At 70.5% G+C, this 24,837-nt stretch carries 23 protein-coding genes; 9 read left to right on the forward strand and 14 right to left on the reverse strand.

The features are described 5' to 3' along the window. Window positions 1-37 precede the first annotated feature (37 nt). Window positions 38-1,495 carry an FAD-dependent oxidoreductase gene (locus AYO52_RS15595; RefSeq protein ID WP_082924078.1) on the forward strand — a complete coding sequence of 486 codons (1,458 nt, stop codon included), beginning with the start codon at window positions 38-40 and terminating at the stop codon, window positions 1,493-1,495. Window positions 1,496-1,718: 223 nt separating this feature from the next. Here the strand turns inward: AYO52_RS15595 and AYO52_RS15600 are convergent, their stop codons facing one another. From AYO52_RS15600 to AYO52_RS15620, 5 genes are all read right to left on the reverse strand, one after another. Beyond that, window positions 1,719-3,260 carry an alpha/beta hydrolase gene (locus AYO52_RS15600; protein ID WP_082924079.1) on the reverse strand — a complete coding sequence of 514 codons (1,542 nt, stop codon included), beginning with the start codon at window positions 3,258-3,260 and terminating at the stop codon, window positions 1,719-1,721. Beyond that, a complete protein-coding gene (locus AYO52_RS15605) occupies window positions 3,220-3,570 on the reverse strand; it encodes a hypothetical protein (protein ID WP_067719357.1) in 351 nt (116 codons plus the stop codon). Before AYO52_RS15605 ends, AYO52_RS15600 begins: the two co-directional genes overlap by 41 nt. A gap of 125 nt (window positions 3,571-3,695) precedes the next feature. Then, a complete protein-coding gene (locus AYO52_RS15610) occupies window positions 3,696-4,259 on the reverse strand; it encodes a DUF1648 domain-containing protein (RefSeq protein ID WP_067719360.1) in 564 nt (187 codons plus the stop codon). Window positions 4,260-4,324: 65 nt separating this feature from the next. Continuing rightward, window positions 4,325-5,593 carry a formate-dependent phosphoribosylglycinamide formyltransferase gene (purT, locus tag AYO52_RS15615; RefSeq protein WP_067719362.1) on the reverse strand — a complete coding sequence of 423 codons (1,269 nt, stop codon included), beginning with the start codon at window positions 5,591-5,593 and terminating at the stop codon, window positions 4,325-4,327. Between the two features lie 117 nt (window positions 5,594-5,710). Continuing rightward, window positions 5,711-6,373 (reverse strand): hypothetical protein, encoded by a 663-nt coding sequence (locus tag AYO52_RS15620; protein WP_067719365.1) that lies wholly within the window; start codon window positions 6,371-6,373, stop codon window positions 5,711-5,713. A gap of 446 nt (window positions 6,374-6,819) precedes the next feature. Between AYO52_RS15620 and AYO52_RS15625 the strand changes: the two genes are divergently transcribed. After that, window positions 6,820-7,917: a CaiB/BaiF CoA-transferase family protein gene (locus AYO52_RS15625; protein ID WP_067719367.1), complete on the forward strand. Its 1,098-nt coding sequence runs from the start codon at window positions 6,820-6,822 to the stop codon at window positions 7,915-7,917. Between the two features lie 2 nt (window positions 7,918-7,919). Then, the gene (locus AYO52_RS15630) at window positions 7,920-8,351 is read left to right on the forward strand and encodes a GntR family transcriptional regulator (RefSeq protein ID WP_082924080.1); all 432 of its coding nucleotides are present in this window, start codon (window positions 7,920-7,922) and stop codon (window positions 8,349-8,351) included. An 84-nt stretch (window positions 8,352-8,435) separates the two neighbouring features. Here the strand turns inward: AYO52_RS15630 and AYO52_RS15635 are convergent, their stop codons facing one another. Continuing rightward, entirely contained in the window at window positions 8,436-8,948 is a 513-nt protein-coding gene (locus AYO52_RS15635; protein ID WP_067719370.1) for a hypothetical protein, read from the reverse strand. A 769-nt stretch (window positions 8,949-9,717) separates the two neighbouring features. Further along, complete coding sequence (locus AYO52_RS15640) at window positions 9,718-10,659, reverse strand: GlxA family transcriptional regulator (RefSeq protein WP_067719373.1); 942 nt, start codon at window positions 10,657-10,659, stop codon at window positions 9,718-9,720. A gap of 108 nt (window positions 10,660-10,767) precedes the next feature. Here AYO52_RS15640 and AYO52_RS15645 point away from each other — a divergent pair, with 108 nt between their 5' ends. Together AYO52_RS15645 and AYO52_RS15650 are read left to right on the forward strand one after the other, a co-directional pair. Further along, window positions 10,768-11,079 (forward strand): putative quinol monooxygenase, encoded by a 312-nt coding sequence (locus AYO52_RS15645; RefSeq protein WP_067719375.1) that lies wholly within the window; start codon window positions 10,768-10,770, stop codon window positions 11,077-11,079. A 631-nt stretch (window positions 11,080-11,710) separates the two neighbouring features. Next, window positions 11,711-13,036, forward strand: coding sequence for an ISL3-like element ISPfr2 family transposase (locus tag AYO52_RS15650; RefSeq protein WP_067719378.1), 1,326 nt, complete (start codon window positions 11,711-11,713; stop codon window positions 13,034-13,036). A 257-nt stretch (window positions 13,037-13,293) separates the two neighbouring features. On the opposite strand, the gene AYO52_RS15655 is transcribed toward AYO52_RS15650, so the two are convergent. From AYO52_RS15655 to AYO52_RS15675, 5 genes are all read right to left on the reverse strand, one after another. After that, a complete protein-coding gene (locus AYO52_RS15655; protein WP_067719380.1) occupies window positions 13,294-13,896 on the reverse strand; it encodes a hypothetical protein in 603 nt (200 codons plus the stop codon). Window positions 13,897-14,074: 178 nt separating this feature from the next. Then, a complete protein-coding gene (locus AYO52_RS15660; RefSeq protein WP_067719383.1) occupies window positions 14,075-15,361 on the reverse strand; it encodes an adenylosuccinate synthase in 1,287 nt (428 codons plus the stop codon). A 110-nt stretch (window positions 15,362-15,471) separates the two neighbouring features. Next, window positions 15,472-16,383, reverse strand: a complete 912-nt coding sequence (locus AYO52_RS15665) for a biotin-dependent carboxyltransferase family protein (RefSeq protein ID WP_067719386.1) — start codon at window positions 16,381-16,383, stop codon at window positions 15,472-15,474. 16 nt (window positions 16,384-16,399) lie between these two features. After that, entirely contained in the window at window positions 16,400-17,320 is a 921-nt protein-coding gene (locus tag AYO52_RS15670) for an allophanate hydrolase subunit 1 (protein WP_082924082.1), read from the reverse strand. Next, the gene (locus AYO52_RS15675) at window positions 17,317-18,228 is read right to left on the reverse strand and encodes a LamB/YcsF family protein (RefSeq protein ID WP_253702237.1); all 912 of its coding nucleotides are present in this window, start codon (window positions 18,226-18,228) and stop codon (window positions 17,317-17,319) included. The genes AYO52_RS15670 and AYO52_RS15675 overlap by 4 nt, the downstream gene beginning before the upstream one ends. Before the next feature lie 56 nt (window positions 18,229-18,284). Here AYO52_RS15675 and AYO52_RS15680 point away from each other — a divergent pair, with 56 nt between their 5' ends. Next, entirely contained in the window at window positions 18,285-18,941 is a 657-nt protein-coding gene (locus tag AYO52_RS15680; RefSeq protein ID WP_082924095.1) for a hypothetical protein, read from the forward strand. On the opposite strand, the gene AYO52_RS15685 is transcribed toward AYO52_RS15680, so the two are convergent. Together AYO52_RS15685 and AYO52_RS15690 are read right to left on the reverse strand one after the other, a co-directional pair. After that, complete coding sequence (locus AYO52_RS15685) at window positions 18,886-20,175, reverse strand: aromatic acid exporter family protein (protein ID WP_067719391.1); 1,290 nt, start codon at window positions 20,173-20,175, stop codon at window positions 18,886-18,888. The genes AYO52_RS15680 and AYO52_RS15685 overlap by 56 nt on opposite strands. After that, window positions 20,132-20,548 (reverse strand): DUF3151 domain-containing protein, encoded by a 417-nt coding sequence (locus AYO52_RS15690; protein ID WP_067719394.1) that lies wholly within the window; start codon window positions 20,546-20,548, stop codon window positions 20,132-20,134. Before AYO52_RS15690 ends, AYO52_RS15685 begins: the two co-directional genes overlap by 44 nt. A gap of 249 nt (window positions 20,549-20,797) precedes the next feature. Here AYO52_RS15690 and AYO52_RS15695 point away from each other — a divergent pair, with 249 nt between their 5' ends. The 3 genes from AYO52_RS15695 to AYO52_RS15705 all read left to right on the forward strand — a co-directional run bounded on the left by AYO52_RS15695 (window position 20,798) and on the right by AYO52_RS15705 (window position 24,784). Further along, window positions 20,798-22,219 carry an NAD(P)-binding domain-containing protein gene (locus AYO52_RS15695; protein ID WP_082924084.1) on the forward strand — a complete coding sequence of 474 codons (1,422 nt, stop codon included), beginning with the start codon at window positions 20,798-20,800 and terminating at the stop codon, window positions 22,217-22,219. Between the two features lie 112 nt (window positions 22,220-22,331). Further along, on the forward strand, window positions 22,332-24,050 hold the full coding sequence (locus AYO52_RS15700) for an alkaline phosphatase (protein WP_067719557.1): 1,719 nt from the start codon (window positions 22,332-22,334) through the stop codon (window positions 24,048-24,050). Between the two features lie 140 nt (window positions 24,051-24,190). After that, entirely contained in the window at window positions 24,191-24,784 is a 594-nt protein-coding gene (locus tag AYO52_RS15705; RefSeq protein WP_067719400.1) for a hypothetical protein, read from the forward strand. Window positions 24,785-24,837 lie beyond the last annotated feature (53 nt).

Below are 24,837 nucleotides of genomic sequence, written 5' to 3' on the forward strand. Positions count from 1 at the left end.
GGTACCCCGCTCGCCTTTCTGTGCGACGATCGCGGACATGACGCCTGTCACAGATTCCCCGTTCCGGGTGGCCGTAGTGGGGTCCGGCCCGGCGGGGGTGTACGCCAGCGAGGCCCTGCTGGACTGGAGTGACAACCGGGATCCCTCCGGACGCGGGATCGTGGTGGACCTCATCGACCGGCTCCCGGTCCCCTACGGTCTGCTGCGGCACGGCGTGGCCCCCGATCACCCCCGGATCAAGGGCATCGCCCGCACGCTGGAGGGGATCGCCGCCGATCCGCGCATTCGGTTCCTCGGAAACGTCGAGTTCGGCAACGACCTCACCGCAGACGACGTGCACCGCTTCTACCACGCGGTCGTCTTCTCCACCGGCGCGCTCGCGGACCGTCGGCTCGGCATCCCGGGCGAGGACCTCGAGGGCTCGTACGGGGCCGCCGAGTTCGTGACCTGGTACGACGGCCACCCGGATGCGCACCCCGAGTGGGCGCTGACCGCGGAGCGCGCGGCCGTGGTGGGCGTGGGCAACGTCGCCCTGGACGTGGCGCGCATGCTGGTGCGCAGCCCCGAGCAGCTCGAACCCACCGACATCCCCGAGCACGTCCGCGCCGGGTTCGGCACCAATACGACCCGGGTGGTGTCGGTGATCGGCCGCCGCGGCCCCGTCCACGCCAAGTTCACGCCCCTGGAACTGCGGGAGATGGCCAAGGTGGAGGGCGTCACGATCGTGGTGGACCCGGCCGACCTGGAGTACGACGACGACGAGGCGCGCACCCTCCGCGACAGCGATCGCCGGGTCGGGCAGGTGTGCACGCAACTCGAGAAATGGGCCGGGGCACAGCGTGAGGCCGGTCTAGAGACGGCGGATGAGGCCGAGGCCGCGGCCCTCGCGGCCGGCGAGCGGGTGGTGCGGTTCCGCTTCCACCGGTCCCCGGTCGAGATCCTGGGGTCCGACGGCCGGGTGTCCGGGCTGCGTCTGGAGGTGACCGAGCCGGCCGGTGCCGGCGGGCGGGTCCGCAGCAGCGGCCGGACGGAGGACCTGCAGGTCGAGGCGGTCTATCGCGCGGTCGGCTACCGTTCGGCCGCTCTGGAGGGTGTGCCCTTCGACCACGACTCGGCAACCATCCCCAACGATTCCGGCCGGATCCTCGACTCGCCGGGCGGGGAGCACCTGCCGGGCCTGTTCACCGCGGGCTGGGTCAAGCGCGGGCCGTCCGGGGTGATCGGCACCAACCGTTCCTGCGCGGTGGAGACCGTGGGCCAGCTGGCCACCGAGCTCGAGTCCGGCACCCTGCCCGAGCCCTCCGAGCCGGACCCGCAGGCCGTGCGCGACCTGCTCACCGACCGCGGCGTGGACCTCGTCGACGGCGACGCCTGGCTGGAGATCGACGCGCACGAGCGTGGGCTCGGCGAGGCGGCGGGCCGCGAACGCACCAAGCTGCCGGGCCGCGCGGAGATGCTGGAGGTCGCTCGCGCCTCCCGTTCCACCGCCCGCTGACCCTTCCCTCCCCTGTCGGGTCCGCTCCACCGCGAGCCTCTGAGAAATCCGCTACTCGGATTCCCGATCCGCTACCCGAATCCGGGTAGCGGATCCGGAGACGGGGTAGCGGATTGTGCCGGGTTGGTTTTTCCGGCCGGGGCGGTCGATGCGGGGCGCTGTCGGTGTCGGGGATGCGGGGCGCTGCCGGTGTCCTGAATGTGGGGCGCTATCGCTATCGGGGTCAGTCCGTCTCCGCGACGAGCCGGCCGATCTCGTCCAGTGACACCGTGCCCGGGTCGAAGTAGCGGGAGTGCGCGCTGCGCACAGAGTCGGCGCCCGAGCCAGGCTCGGTGACGTCCACCGCGAGCCCGCCGAACTCCCCGGTGCCCGGCCGTCCGCCGAGCACGCCGGTGACCGACCACCACGGCACCGGATCCCAGCGCGAGGCGACTCCCACCACCTCGTCCTGTCCCGCCCCACGCGCGACGCCGGCCTCGTCGACCCGTTGCACGGCGATCGAGTCGACACCCGCGCCGGGACTGCCGACGTGGATCATCCGGTCGGCTGCCAGCCCCAGCGGGTCCGCGGCGGCCACCCCCAGGACCACGGACCCGTAGCTGTACCCCACCGCGGCGTGGGGGGCATCGTCGCCGTCCCTCCGCTCGACCGCGTCCAGGCCCGCCGCGAACGTCCGCAGGTCTGCGGCATGCGCTCGCGCGGGTGCCGTCGAGGAGCCGGCGGCCGTGACGTCGGCGGGCGCGTCGTAGCCCTGCCACGACACCGCGACGCAGGACTCGACAGCCGCACCGGGTGCGGAGTCGGCTGCACCGGGATTCGAGCCGGCCCCGTCGAGGCCCGAGGCGGCCGCCTCGCACACCGCCTCCGCCCGGCCGGCGGTACGAGCGAGCGTCTCCAGCGACGACCCCGTTCCCGGGATGAGCGTGACCACCCGGTCGGCGGTGTCGGGATCGGCGCTCGCGACCACCGCGCGACCGTCCGGGTGCAGGTCGAGCAGATGCCGTCGCGGGTCCGCCTCGAGATGTGCGGCCAACGCCGACAGGGCCGGCGCGACACCGTCGAGCCCGTCTCCGCCGGCGCCGGTATCGGCCGCGTCGAGCAGTCGGCGCAATCGGGTCCGGTTGATCGCATCCCGCGTGGCCGATGACAAGCCGTCCACCGAGCCCAGCTCAGGGTGGTCACGAGCCAGCCTGGCCCGATCGGCGGGTCCCAGCCCGTGCCACAGTTCGGCGACAGCGCGGGGATCGTCGTCGGTCGATCCTGACAGGTCGATGCATGGCCGCGTCGCCGGGTCCGTGTACCCGGCGAGATGGTCGGCGGCTTCCCACAGGCGCATCGCCAGACCGCGATCCGCCTCCTCCACAGCCACAGCGTCCCCGGTGCCGGGCGCGGTGAGTTCGTCGTCGCTCCAGTTGATCACCGCCCGCGCCAGCCGTGCCCCCTCGGCCCGCAGGACGTCGGCCACGTAGAGGCAGTTGCCGGAGAGCATCCTGGCCTCGGCGGCCGCATCCGCAGCGCGGCTGCGCGCCCGGGCCCCCGCCTGACCGGACCAGCCACCCTCGTCGACGCCAGCACCGACCACCGCGCCGCCGTCCGCCACACCTCCGACCACCGCGCCGCCCAGCCGGCGGGCGACCGTTTCGAGGTCCTCGGCCGACTCGGCGATCCGCCGGCCCACCGCCGCCGCCCGCGATTCGGCGTGGTCGATCGCCACCACCAGCGCCTCAGCCCGCTGCCCCGGCGACACCGCGGGCCACCTCCTCATCCGCCTCCACGAGGAGTCCGGCCGCCCGTGCCATCGCCTGCGCGATCCGCTGGCTGTCCGCCTCGTGGTCTCGGGAGCGCCGGGCGAGCAGGGCCGCGCACTCGGCCAGCGCGGGACCGGTGAGCAGCGCCCCCGCGCCTCCCGCCGCCATGCCGGCAGCCGCCGCCGAGGCCTCCGCCAGCGCCGAGACCAGGCCCGCAGCACTGTCGACCGTGACCGCGCCCGCCTCGCGGACACGGGCCGCTTCGGCAGTCACCGCCACCTGTTCGAATGCAAGCAGCATCTCACCGAAAGCCCCCTGCCCCGCCATGACCCACGCTCCCCTCCGGCCCGGATGTGGCGGGCCGCTCGGGAATCACGCTAGGGGCGGCACGCGTCGGGACGGAGTTCACGACGAGGGCCTGTGGATGGGGTCGACGACCATTCACAGGAAGGTCAGTCGAGGTCGGACTGTTCCTCGTAGCGACTGCCGTACATCCTCGCGAGGACGACTCCGGTGCCGACGAACGCCACGATCAGCGGGCCGGCCAGCCACAGACCCGGCAACCGGCCGTCGTCGGTCTGCGCGGCCCCGGTGATCCCCGCCTGGACGCCGATGAGGGTCACCAGCATCACGGCCGTGATCAGCCACAGGTCCTCACGCATGAGCCGCTCGAACCGGCGCAGCCGTGGGCCCGTCGCGGTCCACCACTGCTTGTTGGGGACGTTGATCGACGACGGCCACCGCAGGACCATCAACGACATCAGCGGGAGTGGCAGCGCGAACAGCAGCGGCCCGAGCACAGAGAACGCGAGCGCGCCGCTCTTGCTCGACCAGCCGTCCGGTTCACCGCCCGAGCCGAAGTGCGTGGGCACCCGCTCCGGCAGGACTGTCGCCTGCCAGGCCAGCACGCCCAGCCAGACGGCCACCAGTCCGGTGATCAGCACCGTGATCCACCGCGCGGTGGGCTCGCGGGGCAGTTCGCGCGCGTCGTCCGCCGGGGACCTCGTCGTCGTCATCTGTCGGACCCCCGCGATCTGTCGGACCCCCGCGCCATACTCGCGGCCATGACGACCTTCCGCACCTACCTCACCACCGTCACACGCGAGGCGGCCTCACGCGCGCGCTCGCGGGCGATCTCGACATCCTCGGCGGTCGCGACGGCCACGCCCATCCGGCGGAACTCACTGGCGGACGGCTTGCCGAACAGGCGGACATCGGCCTCCGGCACGGCGAGCGCGCGGGCGACACCGGCGAAGCCGACGCCCTCGACGGTCCCGTCGCCCTCGGTGCCGTCCGCCGCGATCCCCGTGCCGCCGTAGATCACCGCGGACGCGCCCGGACTGGCCATGGTGGTGACCACCGGCAGACCGAGGACGGCGCGCGCGTGCATCTCGAACTCACTGAGCACCTGGCTGCGCAACGTCACGAGGCCGGTGTCGTGGGGACGGGGGCTGACCTCGGAGAAGTACACGTCGACGCCCTTGACGAACAGCTCCACGCCGAACACTCCGACCCCGCCGAGCGCGCCCGTCACCCGCGCCGCCACCGACCGCGCCGAGTCGTAGGCGTCGCGGGTCATGGCCTGCGGCTGCCACGACTCGACGTAGTCGCCGCGCTCCTGGCGGTGGCCGATCGGCTCGCAGAAGTCGGTGCGGATCTGCCCCGTCTCCGGGTCGACGCTGCGGACGGTGAGCAGGGTGATCTCGTACTCGAAGTCGACGAACGACTCCACGATCACGCGCGCCCCAGCGACGCGGGCACCGGACTGCGCGTAGTCCCACGCCGTTTCCACGTCCTCGGGACCGTGGAGGGACGACTGTCCCTTGCCCGACGACGACATGGTGGGCTTGACCAGGCACGGGAACCCGATCCGGGAGCACGCCTCCCGCAGCTCCTCCAGCGAGGAGGCGAACGCGAAGCGGCTCGTGGGCAGGCCCAGCTCCTCGGCGGCGAGGCGGCGGATGCCCTCGCGGTCCATCGTCAGCTGCACGGCGCGGGCGGTGGGCGCGACGCGGGCGAGGCCGTCCTGTTCGATCTGCGCGAGCGCGGCGGTGGCGATGGCCTCGATCTCCGGCAGGATCACCTCGGGCCTCTCCAGCTCGACGACCCGGCACACCTCGTCGGCGTCGGTCATGTCGATGGTGTGACTGCGGTGCGCGACCTGGTGGGCGGGAGCGCCAGCGTACCGGTCCACCGCGATGACCTCGACGCCCAGACGCTGCAGCGCGATCGTCACCTCCTTGCCCAGCTCGCCCGAGCCGAGCAACATCACGCGGGTCGCGGTCGGCGCACCCGGCGTGCCGAAGCGGTCCACGACGGGCGGGGCGAGGGGATCGTGAGCGGCGGTCATATCGTCCACGCTAGTAGACCTGCGACGACGGCCGAAGTGCGGCTGAACAGACGCCCGGGCCCGGCACCATGTGGTGCCGTGCCGTGCCCGGTCCGGTTCTGACGGGTTATGACTGGGTCAGCCGGCGTTCAGGGCCTCCAGTTCGACCTCACCCTCGCCGTCGGCCTCGGCGGCGGAACCGGCGCTGCCGCCCTCGCTGATACCGGTGAACGAGCTGCCACCTTCGGCCTCCTCCTCGCCATCGGTGTCGGTAGCGTCACCGCCGCCGAGCGACCCAAGAAGGCTCGCTCCCGTCGCGACGCTGCCACCGCTGATGCTGCCGGCGGAGACGGGCTCCACGGAGCCCCCGGGGATCCGGCCGTTGATCTGGCCCGCGACGACCTGCGGGTCGATGCCGAAGTTGGTGCTGAGGGCTGCGATACGTGCGTCGTTACCCTCGACAGAGTCGGGGATACAGAGTATTGCAGCAGCAGCAGGCTCTTCCGGTGCTGTCGCCACCCAGGTCGCGGTAGCCCCCTCGGCGACCGGCAGTCCGGCCCCCGCTGCGATCAGGAAGAGCGCTGCCTGCGCGACGCCATCGGTGGCGGTGGCGTCGTATGAGGTCGGTTCGCCTTCTACTGCGTTGAGCATCGAAACACCGCCCATTGCCTGGATCTCGAGGATCTGAGGCAGCAGATCTATGACCGGGCCGTCGCCAGTTGGATCGAGTCCGACCTCATCAACCGAGGCGTACGGCATGGTGAAACCGACGCAGGTTTCGTCTTCCCCGGACTCGTTCACGTAAACAACCGTCGGGCCACCCTCCTCATTCGGGGTCACCGACACGGGGCCGTTTAGAGCGGTCGCGGCCAGTTCGAGGACACGGCGGCGATTTCGGACGAACCCTGAGCTCCGGCGAGAGTGGCTCCGGCTGCGAGGGCGATGGCCGAGGCGCCGGCCAAGAATCGGCTACGAGCGAACATGAATGCTCCTTGTAGTGAGTGAAAGCCACCACATCGAGGACCACGGTGACACTTGCGGACGCTCCGGTGAACGCCTTCGCAGGGAGTGTCATAGATCACACCAACAACGGTCGTAAGCGGCGCAAACTTTAAGGTTCCACAACTAGATTTTAACTTTCTTATTACCACTGGCCACAGGCGCAACGGCAGTACCGGTCACCTGAGTCAAATCCATTCGGCTGTAGGCGATAATGTGTGTTCAAAGCCACATGAAAGGGCACACCTGTGAGCAGTTCCTCTTCCGGCCCCCTGGCCGGCCTCCGCGTCGTCGAACTCAATGGCATCGGCCCCGGCCCCCACGCCTGCATGATGCTCGCCGATCTCGGCGCCGAAGTCGTGACCGTCATGCGTCCCGGGGAGCTCGACACCCAGGTCGGCGGCTGGGCGCACATCACCCGCCGCGGCCGCACCGTGGTGGAGGCCAACCTCAAGAGCGACGAGGGCTTGTCGCAGGTGCGCGGACTCATCGCCAAGGCGGACGTGCTGGTCGAGGGCTACCGCCCCGGGGTCACCGAGCGCATGGGCCTGGGACCGGAGGAGTGCTTGGAGCTCAACCCGCGCCTGGTCTACGCCCGCATGACCGGCTGGGGCCAGCACGGCCCGCTCGCCCACACCGCCGGGCACGACCTCAACTACATTTCCCTGACCGGCCACCTCAACGCCACCGCCCGGAAGGACGAGCGCCCGGTGCCGCCGCTTAACCTCGTCGGTGACTTCGGCGGCGGTTCGATGTTCCTCATCCAGGGCATCCTCGCCGCGATCATCGAGCGCGCCACGTCCGGCAGGGGCCAGGTCATCGACGCCGCCATGACCGACGGCGCCTCGGTGTTGGGCCAGTTCCAGTGGGCGATGCGCGCCCGCGGCCAGTGGTCCGACGTCGCCGGGACCAACATGCTCGACACCGGATACCCGTTCTACGACGTCTACACCTGCTCGGACGGCAAGTACATGGCCGTCGGATGCCTCGAGCCGCAGTTCTACTCCGAGTTCGCCCGATTGCTGGGCATCGACGGCGAGGGGATGCCCGGGCAGTTCGACATGGACCGCTGGGACGAACTGCGCGAGATCATCGCCGCGAAGTTCGCCGAGAAGACCCGTGACGAGTGGGCCGAGCTGTTCTACGGCACCGACGCCTGCACCACGCCGGTGCTGACCTACACCGAGGCGCTCGACCACCCGCACAACGTCGCGAGGGAGACCTTCGTCGAGGTCGCCGGCGATGCCGGGCCCGCGCCCGCGCCTCGGTTCTCGCGCACCCCGGCCCCCGCGGTCCCGACCGCCCCGCCGACCGGGCCAACCGCGATCGACCAGGTGTGGGCCTGAGCATGAACGACCCGCGGGCCGAATCCGGCTCGGCGGACTCCGCCCTCCCGACCGGCGGCTCTCGCGTGGCCGGGGTCGTCCTGATCGTCGATCCCGCGTCGCCCAACCCGCCGTTCCGTCAACTCAAGGGCCAGATCGTCGAGGCGGTCTCACGCGGGAAACTCACTGCGGGAACCCGCCTGCCCGCGGTTCGGACGCTCGCCGCCGAGGCTGGCATCTCGACCGCGACCGCCGCCAAGGTCTACCGCGAACTCGAGGAGTCCGGCGTACTCGAGGGCCGCGGCCGCTCGGGCACGTTCGTGGCGGCCGGCGACGTGGCCGGCGCGGCGTTGACCCGAGCTGCGGAAGAGTTCGCCTCGTCAGCCGCAGGCGCGGGCTTCGGGGTCGACGACGCCGTGGACGCACTACGAAACGCGTTTAAGAACCTGGGTTGAGGGTCGTTCGGCCCCGCAACGAACACATGCAGAACGCCCCGCCACCGTTAGGTGGCGGGGCGTTGCGCTCAGGTGCTCCGGTGATCAGCTACCGAGCGAGCCCATGTCGAGCGAGCCGAAGAGACCGCCGGGCTCGTAGGCGAAGGCGACCTCGTCACCACAGTCTGCGGCGCCCGCGCGGAAGTCCTCTGCGGGGCCGTAGCTGCCGATACCGGACCACGTCACGGTTTCACCAGCGGGCACAGTAGCGAAAGCCAAGGCGTTCTGCCCCAACACGTTAGCGGCCTCCCGCTCTGTCGCGACTGCAGCGTTCGCTTCGTCGAAGGAGGTCTCATCATCGATCCCGTTCTCGATGGCGGAGATCACCTCGGCATTCGAAACACCGATGGTGCAGGTCAGCGCACCGTCCGTGTTGTTAGTGATCTCACCGCCGACGGCCTCGGTGTCGCCCGCGACTGTCAGCGTGACAGCGTCGGGCGCCGACGACCCCAGCGAACCGAGCGACTGGGCCTGGGCGACCCCGGCACCGCCCAGAACTGCAGCGGCACCGAGAGCCGCGGTGGAGATGGAAGTACCAAGCTTGGTGGAAAGACGCATGGATCAGTCCCCCTTGCGCTCGAAACTGCGACCGTATTTCAGCAACAGTTTACGATGCTAACCAAGTAAACACTCGATGCGAACCAGGCTCTTCCCAGATGAGGGTGTAGGCCGGTCGGGCGCGTCGGTCCGCAGATAGACGNAATCACGTCGGCTTTGCGTCTATCGCTTGATGCGCCCACTGGCGAACGAGCCGCTGACCTGCGCAAACGCTGAGCGTGGGGGGCGCCGCCATCCGGTGGTGACCGACGACGACCGACCAGTACCGACCGTTTCACCGGAGCTTGCGGCGGCGTCCAAGCCGAGCAAGCTCCATTCCTTTAGCTCACCGCGCCTTCTTCCTCGCCGGTCCCGTCGTCGTCGAAGACGTTTCAGGGGTCTTCTCAGATGACGGTGTAGGTCGGCCGGGCGCGTCGGTCCGCAGATAGACGTCGAGGTCTCCCGACGATGGAGGTTCCTACGCCATCCATCCGAAAGACCTCGACGTGTCCGACACAACCCCGCCGGCCGGCTTCGGCCGCCCTGACCTCACCGCCTTCGCGGCTCATCCCAATCGACCCTGATCGGGTCTGCTGACCCCCTCGACGAGAACGCAGCGACATCACAGCCACCCAACCCCGACCGTCCGGGAAGCTGGGGCACGTCACACGGCCTGTACTGCGGGCGTGTCGAGTGGGTCGTCCAGGGGCGACGCAGGAGCGTCGACGCGACGTGCTGAGAGGTGGTTCCAACCGAGCGCTAGGACACCGGCTACAGGCATGGCGATAGGTCAGGAACGGCGTCGCTCCCTGCGCAGGAGGGAGCGCAGAGTCTCGGCGTTCGCGTAGCCGACCCGTAGCGCGATCTCGGCGGAGGTGAGGTCCGTGGTTGCTGAGAGGTGCCGAGCTCGTTCGATGCGAAGCCGTTGGACGAAGCCGAGCGGAGTGAGGTTGAGCGCCGCACGGACTCGTCGTTCGAGGGTGCGCCGGCTGGTGCAGAGCGACTGCGCGACGAAGGCGACGTTGAACGGTTCGTCCAGGCGGGCGCGCACGAAGCGTTCGAACTCGACGACGATCGGGTCCTCGTGCCGGAGATGATCGTAGGCGACGAAGGCCGCCTGCGACGGACGCTCGTCGATGATGAGGAGCTTGGCGACATGTTGGGCCAGGTCGGGGCTGATCGATCGCACGAGTGAGAGCGCGAGGTCGATGTGGGCGAACGCGGCGCCGGCGGTGACGAGGTTCCCGTCCACGACGACCATGGTGTCGAGATCGAGGGCGACGGTCGGATAGCGCTTCAGGAACTCCGGCCCCAGGAACCAGCTGGTCGTCGCCCGCCGATGATGCATCCGTCCGGTCTCGGCGACAGCGAACACGCCGGTGCACGCCGCGGCGATCCGGGTGGTCGCGTCGTCGAGGCGCCCGAGCGAGGCGATGACCGAACGAGCATCTCGGCTCTGGAGGGCGTCGTTGGTAGCGGCGGCCGTAAGGGTTCCAAGCGCAGGGACGACGACCACGTCGAACTCTCCGGACTCCGACAGCGGGTGGTCCACCGACAGGGTCATCGATGCCGTCGTGGTCACTCGCCGTTTCGGTCCGAGGATGGCGAGTTCGATCGGGTCGATCCGCGGGTCGACATCGGCGCGGGCTCCGTCGGCCACCCGCACGATGTCGATGATCGACGCGACAGCCGAACCGAAGCAGCCGTCGATCGCGATCAGTCCGATACGCATGGCGCAAACAATAGCAATACTGCCGTATACGCCACTTCCCACCGGCCCTCGCACGTCATACGCTGAACTCGCTTCACCAAGAAACCTCGACACCTAGGAGAACCCCTCATGTCCACACCCGCATCACTTCCGTATGCCTTCGTCGCCAAGATCGTCGCGGCCGATGGACAGCACGACGCGCTCGCCGATCTGCTCGCCGGCGCTGTCGCGCTCGCCAACGATGAAGTAGGAACGATTGTCTGGTTCGCGGTCAGGACCCACGCCGACACCTTCTGGATCTTCGATGCATTCCCCGACGAGGCCGCTCGCGACGCCCACGCCAACGGCGCCATCGTCGCAGCCCTGATGGACAACCAGCACCTCCTCGGCGCAGCACCCGAGATCCTGGCGGCCGACGTCCTCGCGTCCAAGCTTCCGTAGTCCGCCAACGCACGAGACGATCGCGCCCCGCTGAGCCGTCGCCAGGTCGCGACGCAACGCCACGCTGCGTTGCCGAGCGGTGCGAGGCCTATCGGCACACGGACAGGATGCCGGCCGCGAGCGCTCAGCCGGCGAGGGGTCCGTCGCAGAGGAGAGCGACGTCGGTGTCGGGCAGAGCCGTGAGGCCAGCGCATCGCGCGACCACCAGAACCGAACCGCCCCTGCCCTGCGTTTCCGCAGGTCAGGGGCTGTTCGCCGGAGCCGCCTGTCGGAATCGAACCGACGACCTAATCACGTCGGCTTTGCGTCTATCGCTTGATGCGCCCACTGGCGAACGAGCCGCTGACCTGCGCAAACGCTGAGCGTGGGGGGCGCCGCCATCCGGTGGTGACCGACGACGACCGACCAGTACCGACCGTTTCACCGGAGCTTGCGGCGGCGTCCAAGCCGAGCAAGCTCCATTCCTTTAGCTCACCGCGCCTTCTTCCTCGCCGGTCCCGTCGTCGTCGAAGACGTTTCAGGGGTCTTCTCAGATGACGGTGTAGGTCGGCCGGGCGCGTCGGTCCGCAGATAGACGTCGAGGTCTCCCGACGATGGAGGTTCCTACGCCATCCATCCGAAAGACCTCGACGTGTCCGACGCTACCCCGCCGGCCGGCTTCGACCGCCCTGACCTCACCGCCTTCGCTCGACTCGACGGCCTCGGTCTGAGCGTGACCGGACAACGACTTGAACCGGATCGTGCGGTCCTCGCGTGCCGCGTGGTGGAACCAGATCAGTGGTGCCGACGGTGCGGCAGCGAAGGCGCTGCTCGTGACACCGTGATCCGGCGGTTGGCCCACGAGCCGCTGGGCTGGCGACCGACCGTGCTGGAAGTTGTAGTGCGCCGCTACCGCTGTGCCGACTGCGGACACGTGTGGCGCCAAGACACCAGCGCCGCGGCGGAGCCACGCGCGAAGCTCTCGCGCACCGGGCTGCGGTGGGCGCTGGAAGGGATCGTGGTCGCACACCTCACCGTCGCCCGTGTCGCCGAGGGACTCGGGGTCGCGTGGGACACCGCCAACAACGCGGTCCTGGCCGAAGGCAAGCGGCTGCTGATCAACGACCCCACGCGGTTCGAGGGCGTGAAGGTCATTGGCGTCGATGAGCACGTCTGGCGCCACACCAGGCGTGGCGACAAGTACGTCACCGTGATCATCGACCTCACCCCGGTCCGCGATGGCGCCGGCCCAGCAAGGCTGCTGGACATGGTCGAGGGCCGGTCGAAGGCGGCGTTCAAGACCTGGCTCGCCGACCGCGACGACGCCTTCCGTGACGCGGTCGAGGTGGTCGCGATGGACGGTTTCACCGGGTTCAAGACCGCCGCTGCGGAGGAGATTCCGGACGCGGTCACGGTGATGGATCCCTTCCACGTCGTGCGCCTGGCCGGTGACGCCCTCGATAGGAGCCGGCGCCGGGTCCAACTCGCGATCCACGGGCACCGTGGGTTCAGGGACGACCCGCTCTACAAGTCGCGGCGCACGCTGCACACCGGCGCGGACCTGCTCACCGACAAGCAGAGCGACAGGCTACGCGCGCTGTTCGTTGATGACGCTCACGTCGAGGTCGAGGCGACCTGGGGTGTCTACCAGCGCATGATCGCCGCCTATCGCCACGAGGACCGGCAACGTGGCCGCGAGCTCATGGAGAAGCTGATCACCGACCTCAGCGCCGGCGTCCCCAAGGTGCTCACCGAGCTCACCACCCTGAGCCGGACCCTGAAGAAGCGAGCCGCTGACGTGCTCGCCTACTTCGAACGACCCGGCACCAGCAACGGGCCGACCGAGGCGCTCAACGGACGGCTCGAACACCTGCGCGGCTCCGCACTCGGGTTCCCCAACCTGACCAACTACATCGCCCGAAGCCTGCTCGAGACCGGCGGCTTCAGACCCCAACTCCTACACCCCCGATTGGGATGAGCCGCGAACCAGCTCACTATCTGATTCTCGATCGAGACGGTCACGACCATGGACCTGACCCTCTGCGCCAAGAAAGCGCTGCCGCCACAACGGCCCTGTTAACACCACCCAAACCATGGCCGCCCCGGGTCAGGCTGGGCGCCCTTGAATTGCCCCAGATCCACGGCGCCCGCCGATCTGCTCCATAAGCAGATTCGGAGAACAGACCTCACCCCCGACACCGCTCAGCTGCCGGGGGTGAGGACTATTCGGTCGACTCAGCTGCCGAGCGAACCCGTGGTCTCCGCCACCGAGCCCGAGCTGCCGATGCCGGCAAGAGCGGAATCCAGCGACCCGAGGCCGGCCGGAACACCGGCACCTGCGGAGATCTCGACCTCGACGTACGGGTCGTCATCCAGCCCCTGGGAGTTACACACCGTGAGAGCAGCCGGGGAGAATGAATCATCGGTGAGTGTGCCCTCGACAACCCCGCCGATTGCTCCTTCCATCAGCTCAGCGGTCTCACCGTTCTCGACCATTCCGCCGAAGAATCCGATCTGCCCCTTGCCCGCAGCCTCCACGAAACGTGCCGTCCAGCTCTCCGGGAGAGTGCTGTTGATGTCCACCGTCTTCACATAGCCGTAGAGGTCGGAGACCAGACGCCCCGTACCCACGAACGAGTAGCACATCAAGTCCTGACCCGACTTGTTGGTGTAGGTCACCTCCGTGGCCTCACCCTTGCCGCTCACGCTCACACTGCTGGGGCTGTTGAACACGGGATCGACGTCCTGGGCGCCGGCCACCCCGGCGCCGGCGAGGGCGGTGACTGAGGCGATGGCGGTGGCTGCGGTGGCGACGCCGAGGCGGGTGAGGGAACGCATGTGGTGCTCCGATCGGAAGGGGACGCGACCGGTCGGCCGCTTCCATGGAGTCCACCCGATGCGCCGTCACCGCACTATCGGCCGTTCATACGACATGTGCCGTACGTTCACACCCGATTCGGCCCCACCTGACCCGCACGCACCATCGGCCTCACTCGTCACACGAGCGGCCCCCAGATCACCCCAGGATGTCGCGCCGCACCACGTTCTGGTCGCGGCCGGGGCCCACGCCGATGTACGACATGTGGCAGCCGGCGAGCTCCTCGAGCCGCAGCACGTAGTCGCGGGCGGCGGGCGGCAGGTCGCTGAACTCGCGCGCCCCGGTGATGTCCTCGTCCCAGCCGGGCATGGTCTCGTAGATCGGCGTGGCGTGGTGGAAGTCGGTCTGCGTCATGGGCATCTCGTCGTGCCGGACGCCGTCCACGTCGTAGGCCACGCAGATCGGGATCTCGCCGATGCCGGTGAGCACGTCGAGCTTGGTGAGGAAGTAGTCGGTGAACCCGTTGACGCGCGCGGCGTAGCGGGCGATCACGGCGTCGTACCAGCCACAGCGGCGGGTGCGGCCGGTGTTGACACCCACCTCACCGCCGGTGACCTGCAGGTACTCGCCCCACTTGTCGAACAGCTCGGTGGGGAACGGCCCGGCGCCCACGCGGGTGGTGTACGCCTTGACGATGCCCAGAGAGTGGGTGATCTTGGTGGGCCCGATGCCCGAGCCCACGCAGGCTCCGCCGGCGGTCGGGTTGGACGACGTCACGAACGGGTAGGTGCCGTGGTCCACGTCGAGCATGGTGGCCTGGCCGCCCTCCATGAGCACGGACTCGCCGCGGTCCAGCGCCTGGTTGAGCATCAGGGTGGCGTCGCAGACCATGGGCCGCAGCCGGTCGGCGTAGCCGAGGAAGTACTCGACCATCTCGTCGACCTCGACCGCTCGACGGTTGTAGATCTTCACCAGGATCTGGTTCTTGAGGTGCAGCGCACCTTCGATCTTCTGCCGCAGGATCGATTCGTCGAACACGTCCTGGACGCGTATCCCCACGCGCGAGACCTTGTCGGCGTAGGTGGGGCCGATGCCGCGCCCGGTGGTGCCGATGGCCTTCTTGCCGAGGAACCGCTCGGTGACCTTGTCGAGCTGCTGGTGGTATGGCGCCACGAGGTGCGCGTCGGCGGAGATCCGCAGGCGGGAGGTGTCAGCGCCGCGCGCCTGCAGTCCCTCGATTTCCTCGAAGAGCGCCTCGAGGTTCACCACCACGCCGTTGCCGATCACCGGCACGGCCGTGGGCGAGAGGATGCCGGCGGGCAGGAGCTTGAGCTCGTACTTCTCACCGCCCACCACGACGGTGTGGCCGGCGTTGTTCCCGCCGTTGGGCTTGACCACGTAGTCCACGTGGCCGCCCAGGATGTCGGTGGCCTTACCCTTGCCCTCGTCGCCCCACTGGGCGCCGATCAGAACGATCGCTGGCATGGTTCGCATTCACCTCGAATGAGTCGTCGTCACGGTGCACCGGCGTCAGACACCTGACAGCGAATCCGCGCACACCAACGCCCCAGAATAGTCCGTACCGCGTGAACACCCTAGTCGGCGACGCCCCGCAGTCTGCGGAATCGCACCGGCGTTCCCGGGAGAAGCTGCGAGATCGCGTCCGCGGACCGCGCGGTGAGCACACCGATGACGGGGTACCCGCCGGTCACCGGGTGGTCGGGGCCGAACACCACGGGCGCGCCGTCGGCCGGAATCTGTACCGCGCCGCGCACCATGCCCTCGCTGGGGATCTCGCGCGTGTCGAGGCGTGGGACGGGTCGGGCGGGGTCGATGCGTACGCCCACCCTGTCGGCGTGCCCGCTGACGTGCCCGGTCGCGGCGAGGACGTCCCACGCGGCGGGCGGGAACAGGTCGTCGCGCGGCCCAGGGATGACGTCCAGCTCCACTGATTTCCTGGCGCCGGTGACCGCGCCCCCGCCGACCACACCCCGGCCGGCGGAGACCTGCCACCCGTCTGCCCACGGCCCCACCACGGCGTCGCCGACGTCCAGCACATCGCCGGCCACGACGGGCGGTGGGCCCAGCCCTGCCAGGGTGTCGCGCGATCGACTGCCCAGCACCGCCGGCACGTCGATCCCCCCGCGCACGCCAACGTAGCTGCGCACCCCGGCGACGGGCCGGCCGATCTCCAGCGACGACCCGGCGTCCAGTCGGAGGACCTCGCCGGTGGCGGCGGTGCGTCGGGAACCGTCGGGGGTGACGACGACGAGGGCCTTCGCCCCCGTGACCGCCACGACCGCGGGCTCATCCGTCATGACCGTCAGCCCACCGAGCAGCACCTCGAGCACGGCGGCCGCCGGGTCGGTGCCGACGGCCCGCAGGGCGGTGGCCGCGGCGGCGCGATCGGCGGCCCCGGAGGCGGTCACCCCGAGCGAGGCGTGACCGGGGCGGCCGAGGTCCTGCACGAGCGCGGACGGTCCGGCCCGCAGTACGAGCAGGCTCATCGGGGCGCGTCCGGGCTCAACGGCGCTGGTCCGAGCGCCCGCGGTCGTCCCCGGATCGCCCGCCCACCTCGCGGAACCGGACGGTCATCCCGGGGGCGAGCAGGGCGGGGTCGGGCCGGTCGAGGTCCCACAGCCGGGCGTCGGTGGTGCCGAGCAGCTGCCACCCGCCGGGCGAGGCCCCGGGGTAGACGGCGCAGAAGCGGTCCGCCAGGCCGACCGCTCCGGCCGGGACCCGCGCGCGCGGCGTGCCCAGCCGCGGCACCGCAGGCAAAGCGGGTTTCGCCGACGGCCCTCCGGCCGCCTCGCTCGCACCCGCCCCGCCCGCATCCGCCCTGCCCGCGTCCAGCTCCCGCGCGTCGACGAGGTAGAAGAAGCCCGGCGCGAACCCGCCGAACGCGGCCCGCCACGTGATCGAGGAGTGCGTGCGGACCAGCGCTTCGGTGGACATCCCGGCGAGGTCGGCGACCGCGGCAAGGTCGGGCCCGTCGTAGCGGACGTCGATCGTCACCCCTGCCACCCCGCCTTCCGCACCTGCTCCCGAGCCCGCATTCGCGCCCGCATCCGATCCCGCATCCGAGCTCACATTCGAGCCCGCATCTCCGAAATCCGCTACTCCCTCTACGGATCCGCTATTCGGATCAGAAGCGCCGATCCGGAATCCGGATAGCCGATTTGAGGCGGGCAGATGGCCGGAGGGCGGCGGAGCGACGGGGTGATCAGCGGGGTCCGCGAGCAGGGCCTCCAGTCGCCGCCGCAGTTCGGGTAACGCAGAGGCGTCGCGCACGGTCACCAGCACCGTGCGGGTCGCCGCCACCACGTCGAGGGCGTCCGGTCGCCACTGCTCGATCCTCGCGGCCAACGAGACCGCCTCGGCCAGGTCGGCACAGTCGAGCAACAGCGCGGCCTCCCCGCAGCGGCGGATCCTCGTCGTCGTCATCCCGGGCCGGACTCCCCCGCCGGCCCGTCCCCAACCGCATCACGCCCGGACCCGCCCGCCACGGGGCCGCGCGGCGGGACGTGAGGCGCGGCGAACGGCGCCACCTCCACGCCGGCCTCCTCGAGCGAGGCGCGCACGCGTCGCGCCAGGTCGACGGCGCCGGGCGTGTCCCCGTGCACACACACCGAGGCGGCGGCCACCACGACCTGCGACCCGCCGGTGGCGGTGATCGACCGCCCGGTCGCCATGGCCACGACCCGCTCGGCGACCTCGTCGACATCGGTGATCACCGCGCCCGGCTCGCCGCGGGGCACGAGCGTGCCGTCGGGCCGGTACCCGCGGTCGGCGAACGCCTCCGTCACCGTGGGAACGCCGACGGCCTCGGCGTGGGACAGCACCACCGCACCCGGCAGACCGAGGATCGGCACCGGCTCCTCATTGGCGAGGTCGGCGTACCGCACCACGGCGTCCACGACACCCGCGGCCTGCTCCGTATCGCGGACGATACGGTTGTAGAGCGCGCCGTGTGGCTTGAGGTACCGCACCCGCGTCCCGTGCCGTCGCGCGGCCATGTCGAGCTCGACGAGCTGGAACTCCACGAGACGGGCGACCTCCTCGCGGTCAAGTTCGTGCTCGACGCGCCCGAAGTTGGCGCCGTCCCGGTACGAGGGGTGGGCCCCCAGGGCGACCCCGCGCTCGGCGGCGGCGACGGCCGTGGCGATCATGGTGGGCCGGTTGCCGGCGTGGAAGCCGCACGCGACGTTGGCGGACGTCACCACGTCCAACAGTGCGGCGTCGTCGGGATCCGGCCCGGCGCCGGGTGCGAGCGACGCGGGCCACCGCGGCGTCCCCCGGCGGGCCTCGCCGAGGTCGCAGTTCAGATCGATCCTGCGTGCCTGTCCAACCACGCTTCCATCCTGCCCCAGGTTCGCCCCCGCCATCAGCTGCGGTCATGATGGAGGTCATGATCGTCATCCGATGCGGCTCGGCCCCGGTCCCGACGGTTCTCGGTGAGCGCCCCCGCATCCAGGTCAGCGAGGTGCCGACCAAGGACGAGGTCAACCGTGCGTTGGCCGAGGTGGGCCCGGGGCGTCGGCTGGTCCTGTGCGGCACCGACGCCGCGTTGGCCGCGGTGCTCACCCGCCTGCTGCGGACCGAGAACCTCGACGCGGAGATCGCCTACGTCGCCGACGAGCCCACCCCCGCCACCCGCGCCTACGGGCTGCCGACAGGGTCGGAGGCGGCCAAGCTCGGCATCCGCGGCACGTCGCGTGAAGTGCCGCTCGTCCGCGACGAGACCGGGACCGCCCTCGTCGGTGAGGCCCTCGTTCGCGGCCCCGAGGGCGACCGACTCGTGGGCGAGGCCTACGCCGACGACACCGTGGTCTTCTCCGGCGAGACGCACACCCTCACCGTCCGGCCCACACCCGAGCTGCCCGGCGTCCGGGCCACCGCCGCCCGGCCCCGCAGGCTGCGTCGCCGTCAGTGGGTGGCGGCCCGGGCGGTGCAACTGGGCACCGAGGCCGGCCTGCTCACCCGGGACGGACTCACCGGTCGGCGGGCCATCAAGAGGACGACTTTCTATCGTCATACCGAGCCATGGAGGCTCGTGTCGCCCTGAGCGGCGGCATCACCGGCGCCGGTCGGTCCGGCGCGTCCGGCCACTCCTCCGTCAGCTCCGGCTCGACGGCGGGATTGCGGACGGTCGGCGGCAGCGTGGCGAGGGCCGAGATCTTGCTCAGCCCCGCGACCTGCATCATGTCCACCAGGATCGAGCGCAGCTGGGCCAGCATGACGGTCTCGGTCAGGCCCGACCCCGTGATCAGCTCCCGCTTGGCGCGCGACGCGACCGCCCGCAACTCGCGGTGGACCTCGGCGTCCGTGGGTGCATCGGAGTCCGCGGCCACCCGCCGTGTGAGCACCTCCAGAGCGCCGGCCAGCGCCGCGATCAACGAACTCAACGCGGGCGGTACGTCCACCTGATCGTCCGCCGCCACGATCGCCCGACGCGCGAGGACACGGATGTTGCGGATGCCGTTGTCCAGCGGGTTGAGCATCGCCGTGAGGACGATCTCCTCCGGACGCCGCCGCCGGTAGAACGGGGAGATCCGCACCAGTTCCCGCGCCCCCGCGAGCTGCTCGGAGATCGCGTCGACGGCCGGCTGGGTGTCACGGGCGTCCTGCAGGGCGGAGCGGATGAGTTCCGAGTCGCGCCGTTCCAACCCGTCCGCGACCTCGGCGAGCACCGACGACGCCACGCCCAGCAGCGATGCCGCCTCCCGGCGGGCGCGGCGCAGGGGATGGACGGGCATGAGCGCCATCGCGGCCAGCGCGACCACCCCGCCCACCGCCGCGTCGAGCATCCGCTCGTAGCCGCCCGCGCTGCCCGGCGGCAGGATCGTCGCCACGAGGATCGCCGAGGAGGCCGCCTGGGTGCCGGTGATCGCCCCCCGGTCGACGAACACCGCCGCTGACATCGCCAGGATCACCACCAGAGCGATCTGCCACGCCCCGGAGCCGATCTCCCGGATCAGCAGGTCACCGAACCCGACGCCGACGATGACGCCGAGCACCAGCTCGACACCCCTCCGGACGCGACGCCCCATACCGGTGCCGAGGGCGATGGCGGCCGCGATGGGAGCGAAGAAGGGTGCCGAGTGGTGCAGCACGTCGTGCGCGAGGAACCAGGCCAGTCCCGCGGCGAGACCGCACTGCAGGATCGGCAGGAACGCGTAACCGAGTCGCCGGGCCCGCGCCCTCAGCGGGCCCGGCAGCGCGGCGTAGACGCCCAGCGCGCGGGCGTCCAGTCGGTCACGCCAGGCCGAGAGACGCGGCGGCGTGCGGGTCTGACTCATTGACCAGGTCCAGACAACGGATGTACTCGTCCTCCTCGCCGATCGACTGCGCGGCGCGGGCCAGCGCAGCGACACAACGGAGGAAGCCGCGGTTGGGTTCGTGGTCGTACGGCACCGGCCCGAAGCCCTTCCAGCCGTGGCGCCGCAGCTGGTCCAGTCCGCGGTGATACCCGGTGCGGGCGAAGGCGTAGGCGCTGATCACCTCGCCGGAGTCGAGTGCGCGCTCGGCGAGTTCGGCCCACGCGATCGAGGCGGTGGGGTGGGAGGCCGCCACGGTGCGGGGATCCTCCCCCGCGGCGACGGCGGCCTCCGCCTCCGGGTCACCGGTGAGACGGGTGGGCGGGGGGCCGAGGAGATCTCCGAACTGGGTCATGCCCCCATTGTCCACTAATCCGCCGCATCGCCTCCCCTGCCCCCATTTGCTAAGGTCGGGGGCATGCGGCGCCCCGGACGGGGCGCCGTGCGCTCGTCGCGGGCAGTGGTTTCACGCCCCTTCGGAGCGATCGTGGTCCCGATGTCGAGGCCCCGTTACGCGGACTCATCCAGTCCCCGCGTCGGACGAGCTTCCACCGGCACCAGTCGGAGCGAACGAACAGGCCGAACGTGGGCCGGAAGGAAGATTGTGTCTAGACAGCGTATTGCGATCATCGGAGCCGGGCCGAGCGGAATGGCCGCTCTCAGGGCGTTCGAATCGGCCCAGCGATCCGGGGCCAAGATCCCCGAGATCGTGGCCTACGAGAAGCAGGACGACTGGGGCGGCCAGTGGAACTACAACTGGCGGTCGGGCACCGACAAGTACGGCGAGCCGGTCCACTCCTCCATGTACCGCAACCTGTGGTCGAACGGCCCCAAGGAGGCGCTCGGGTTCGCCGAGTACACGTTCGACGAGCACTTCGGCAGGCCCATCTCGTCGTATCCGCCGCGTGAGGTCCTGTGGGACTACATCGACGGCCGGGTCCAGGGGTCCGACGTCAAGGACAAGGTGCAGTTCTCCACGGCCGTCCGTTGGGTGGACTACGACCGCGATCTGGACACCTTCACCGTCACCGTGGAGAACCTCAGGTCCGGCAAGACGACCTCGTCGGAGTTCGACCGCATCATCGTGTCCACCGGCCACTTCTCCTACCCGAACCTGCCGGACTTCAAGGGCATCGGGACGTTCCCCGGGTCGATCCGCCACGCCCACGACTTCCGCGGAGCGGAGAAGCTTGCGGACAAGCGCGTGCTGCTGATCGGCGCCTCCTACTCCGCCGAGGACATCGGCGTGCAGGCCTTCAAGATGGGCGCCCGGTCGGTGACGATCTCCTATCGCACCGCCCCCATGGGCTACGACTGGCCGGACGGGATGGAGGAACTGCCGCTGGTCCAGCGGTTCGACGGCGAGACCGTCCACTTCACCGGCGGCCAGACCCGCGAGTTCGACGCCGTGATCCTGTGCACCGGCTACCTCCACAAGTACCCGTTCCTACCGGCGGACCTGTCGCTGCAGTCGCCCAACAACATCTACCCCGCCGGCCTCTACCGCGGCGTGGTGTGGCAGAAGAACCCCAAGGTCTACTACCTCGGCGCTCAGGACCAGTGGTTCACCTTCAACATGTTCGACGCCCAGGCCTGGTATGTCCGCGACCTCATCCTGGGCCGGGCCAAGCTGCCGTCCGCCGAGGAGCGGGTCGCCCACATGCGGGCCTGGCGGAACCGGTTCCAGGAGCTGGAGGGCGACGCCGACGACGTGCGCTTCCAGGCCGACTACGTCCGCGACCTCATCGAGGCCACGGACTACCCGATGTTCGACCTCGACGAGGTGGTCGAGATCTTCCTCGCCTGGAAGAAGGACAAGAAGAAGAACATCCTGACCTACCGGGACAAGCCGTACCGCTCCGTCCTCACCGGCACCATGGCGACCGTCCATCACACCCCGTGGCTCCAGGAGCTGGACGACTCGCGCGAGCGGTACCTCTCGACGCCGGAGAAGACCGAGATCGAGGAGCTCGTGGTGGGCGCCGACACCACCCCGGCACAGGACGCCCGGATCGACGGGGAGTGAACCCTCGGTGACGTCTGGGGCGAATCCGCTCCCGGACGTCACCCGAGGGGACAGACTTGAGCGCGTGACCGCGTCTCCCGCCCCCTCGCCCGAGTCTCCCGGGTCGGCCCGCATCGCCGGAACCGCCCACCTCGCCGATTCCCACCCCACCGGTGGCATCGGCAGGCGCTCCCTCCTCCGGGCCGGAGCGCTGGCCGGTGCCGCTGTCGGGACCGGTGCCCTGGCCGGACGCACCGCCGTCGCCGGGGCCGCGGCTGCCGGGGGCACAGGAGGTGGCGGGGCCCCGGCCGGAGCCGTCTTCCGGCACGGCGTCGCCTCGGGCGACCCCATGGCGGACCGCGTCATCCTGTGGACGCGGGTGACGCCCACCCCGCAGGCGAGCCCCGGTTCGGGGATCGGTGACCCCGTCGTCGTCGCCTGGGAGGTCGCCACCGACCCGGGGTTCACCTCCCTCGTCCGCACTGGCTCCGTCGTCACCGACGCCGGCCGCGACCACACGGTCAAGCTCGACTGCACCGGACTTGCGCCGGACCGCTGGTACCACTACCGCTTCCGCGCGCTCGGTCAGGTCTCGCGGACCGGGCGCACCCGTACCGCGCCCGCCGACGGCGCCATGCCCGCCACCGGCCGCTGGCGCGTCGGCGTGGTGTCGTGTTCCAACTGGGAGGCCGGCTTCTTCTCCGGTTACCGCCACCTCGAGGCGCGCGGGGACCTGGATGCGATCATCGAGCTCGGTGACTACATCTACGAGTACGGCCGCGGCGAGTACACCGCCGCCATCGGGGCGATACGCCCGCACGAACCACCGCACGAGATCGTCACCCTGGCCGACTATCGGATCCGGCTGGCGCAGTACCACACCGACCCCGACCTGCAGTCCCTGCACGCGCACGTCCCCTGGATCTGCACGTGGGACGACCACGAGCTGGCCAACGACTCGTGGGAGCACGGTGCCGAGAACCACCAGCCGCACGAGGGCCCGTTCTCCGACCGCAAGGCCGCGTCCTCGCAGGCGTACTTCGAGTGGATGCCGGTCCGGCCGGAGTCGCTGCGCGACGGCGGGCACCTCTACCGGCGCCTGCGCTGGGGGTCGTTGGCCGAGATCAGCATGCTGGACCTGCGCTCGTACCGTTCCGAGAGCCCCGATCGGTTCAACGGCCTGGCGATCGACCAGACCAACACGATGACCGGCGCCGAGCAGTTCGACTGGCTGGCCCGCGGGCTGCGGTCGTCGACCGCCCGCTGGAACGTCATCGGCAACTCGGTCATGGTCTCGCCCGTGCTCATCCCGCCGTTGGACGCACGCACGACCGGCGCGCTCACCGAACTCCTGGGGGTCCCGCGGGAGGGCATCACCTACAACTCGGACCAGTGGGACGGGTACGCCGGTGAGCGCCGCCGCCTGTTCGAGGCCATCCGCGCCACCGGCAACCGCAACCACGTCTTCCTCACCGGCGACATCCACACGTCCTGGGCCAACGAGGTGCCGTTCGACCCGGCGGACTACCCCGGGGCCGGCACCGGGGCGGTCGAGTTCGTCACCCCGTCCATCACGAGCAACAACATCAACGACATGGTGGGCGGACTACCCGAGGGCAACCCGCTCTCGCAGGCCGCCCAGGGCGCGCTGACCGCCGCGAACCGGCACGTCCGCTGGGCCGATCTCGATCGCCACGGCTTCACGGTGGTCGAGTTCACCAGCGACTACGCCCACGCCGACTACTGGGCGCTCGTGGCCCGCGAGGACCCGAACAGTGGCGCCTACCCGATGGCGAGTTGGCGCGCCCGGCACGGCACCGACCGCCTGGAGCCCGCGGGCCCGCTCCCCTGATCGGGCGGACTGTCGCGGCGGCAACGCACCCGCATCCCCGGAGTCAGCGCCCCTGAAGCCCCGGAATCACAGGTCGGTCCGCTACGGTGGCGGGTCGACGCGGCCCGTCCGGGGCCGGCGACGCGCACCGGGAGTAGTAGATGACGACGACGAGCCAGCAGCCGGCCGCCGGGGATCCGAACCCCGCGGGACAGCCGGGCGGGGGCCCGGAGGGTGGGGCACGTCCGGGCAGCGGCCGGCAAGGCGGTCGCGGCGGGCGGGGCGGCGTGGCCGTCACGGCGGCCGTCGTCGTGGCGCTCCTCGTGATCGCCGCGCTCGTCTGGCTCTTCCTCGCGGGCCCGCTGTCGTCGTCCGCGCGGGCCGAGCGGGACGTCGAGCAGACGCTGGAGAGCATGAGTTCGGCGGAGTCGTTCGCCGAGTTCAACGGGCACATGTGCGCGGAGAACCGCGTCCCGCAGGAGCTCGTCGACACCATCACCGCGTCGAGCGAGGCGACGGGCTCGGACCTCGACTCGATGTTCCGCGAATCGATCGCGGGTTCGTTCCCCCAGGATCTCGAGGTGCTCGGGGTGGAGATCAGTGACAACGGCGCCGAGGCGACCGCGACCGTGGAGTCGGCGTCCGACGGGACGGGCCCGGAGCAGATTCACATGCGCGACGAGGACGGCGCCTGGAAGATGTGCCAGCCCGGTGTCGGGATGGGCGCGGTCCCGCAGGACCAGCAGCCGGGCTGACCCGACCCGTCGAGGGCGACCCGACCCGCCAACGGTCAGGCGGGCCGGGTCTG

Origin of the sequence: Dietzia sp. 111N12-1 (assembly GCF_001658045.1) — a bacterium.
Lineage (GTDB): Bacteria > Actinomycetota > Actinomycetes > Mycobacteriales > Mycobacteriaceae > Dietzia > Dietzia kunjamensis.

What these genes read in the sequence shown, in the direction of transcription:
- AYO52_RS15595 (WP_082924078.1), top strand. Translation starts at nt 38, where the DNA reads ATGACGCCTGTCACAGATTCCCCGTTCCGGGTGGCCGTAGTGGGGTCC.
- AYO52_RS15600 (WP_082924079.1), bottom strand. Translation starts at nt 3,260, where the DNA reads ATGAGGAGGTGGCCCGCGGTGTCGCCGGGGCAGCGGGCTGAGGCGCTG.
- AYO52_RS15605 (WP_067719357.1), bottom strand. Translation starts at nt 3,570, where the DNA reads ATGGCGGGGCAGGGGGCTTTCGGTGAGATGCTGCTTGCATTCGAACAG.
- AYO52_RS15610 (WP_067719360.1), bottom strand. Translation starts at nt 4,259, where the DNA reads ATGACGACGACGAGGTCCCCGGCGGACGACGCGCGCGAACTGCCCCGC.
- purT (WP_067719362.1), bottom strand. Translation starts at nt 5,593, where the DNA reads ATGACCGCCGCTCACGATCCCCTCGCCCCGCCCGTCGTGGACCGCTTC.
- AYO52_RS15630 (WP_082924080.1), top strand. Translation starts at nt 7,920, where the DNA reads ATGAACGACCCGCGGGCCGAATCCGGCTCGGCGGACTCCGCCCTCCCG.
- AYO52_RS15635 (WP_067719370.1), bottom strand. Translation starts at nt 8,948, where the DNA reads ATGCGTCTTTCCACCAAGCTTGGTACTTCCATCTCCACCGCGGCTCTC.
- AYO52_RS15640 (WP_067719373.1), bottom strand. Translation starts at nt 10,659, where the DNA reads ATGCGTATCGGACTGATCGCGATCGACGGCTGCTTCGGTTCGGCTGTC.
- AYO52_RS15645 (WP_067719375.1), top strand. Translation starts at nt 10,768, where the DNA reads ATGTCCACACCCGCATCACTTCCGTATGCCTTCGTCGCCAAGATCGTC.
- AYO52_RS15655 (WP_067719380.1), bottom strand. Translation starts at nt 13,896, where the DNA reads ATGCGTTCCCTCACCCGCCTCGGCGTCGCCACCGCAGCCACCGCCATC.
- AYO52_RS15660 (WP_067719383.1), bottom strand. Translation starts at nt 15,361, where the DNA reads ATGCCAGCGATCGTTCTGATCGGCGCCCAGTGGGGCGACGAGGGCAAG.
- AYO52_RS15665 (WP_067719386.1), bottom strand. Translation starts at nt 16,383, where the DNA reads ATGAGCCTGCTCGTACTGCGGGCCGGACCGTCCGCGCTCGTGCAGGAC.
- AYO52_RS15670 (WP_082924082.1), bottom strand. Translation starts at nt 17,320, where the DNA reads ATGACGACGACGAGGATCCGCCGCTGCGGGGAGGCCGCGCTGTTGCTC.
- AYO52_RS15680 (WP_082924095.1), top strand. Translation starts at nt 18,285, where the DNA reads ATGATCGTCATCCGATGCGGCTCGGCCCCGGTCCCGACGGTTCTCGGT.
- AYO52_RS15685 (WP_067719391.1), bottom strand. Translation starts at nt 20,175, where the DNA reads ATGAGTCAGACCCGCACGCCGCCGCGTCTCTCGGCCTGGCGTGACCGA.
- AYO52_RS15690 (WP_067719394.1), bottom strand. Translation starts at nt 20,548, where the DNA reads ATGACCCAGTTCGGAGATCTCCTCGGCCCCCCGCCCACCCGTCTCACC.
- AYO52_RS15705 (WP_067719400.1), top strand. Translation starts at nt 24,191, where the DNA reads ATGACGACGACGAGCCAGCAGCCGGCCGCCGGGGATCCGAACCCCGCG.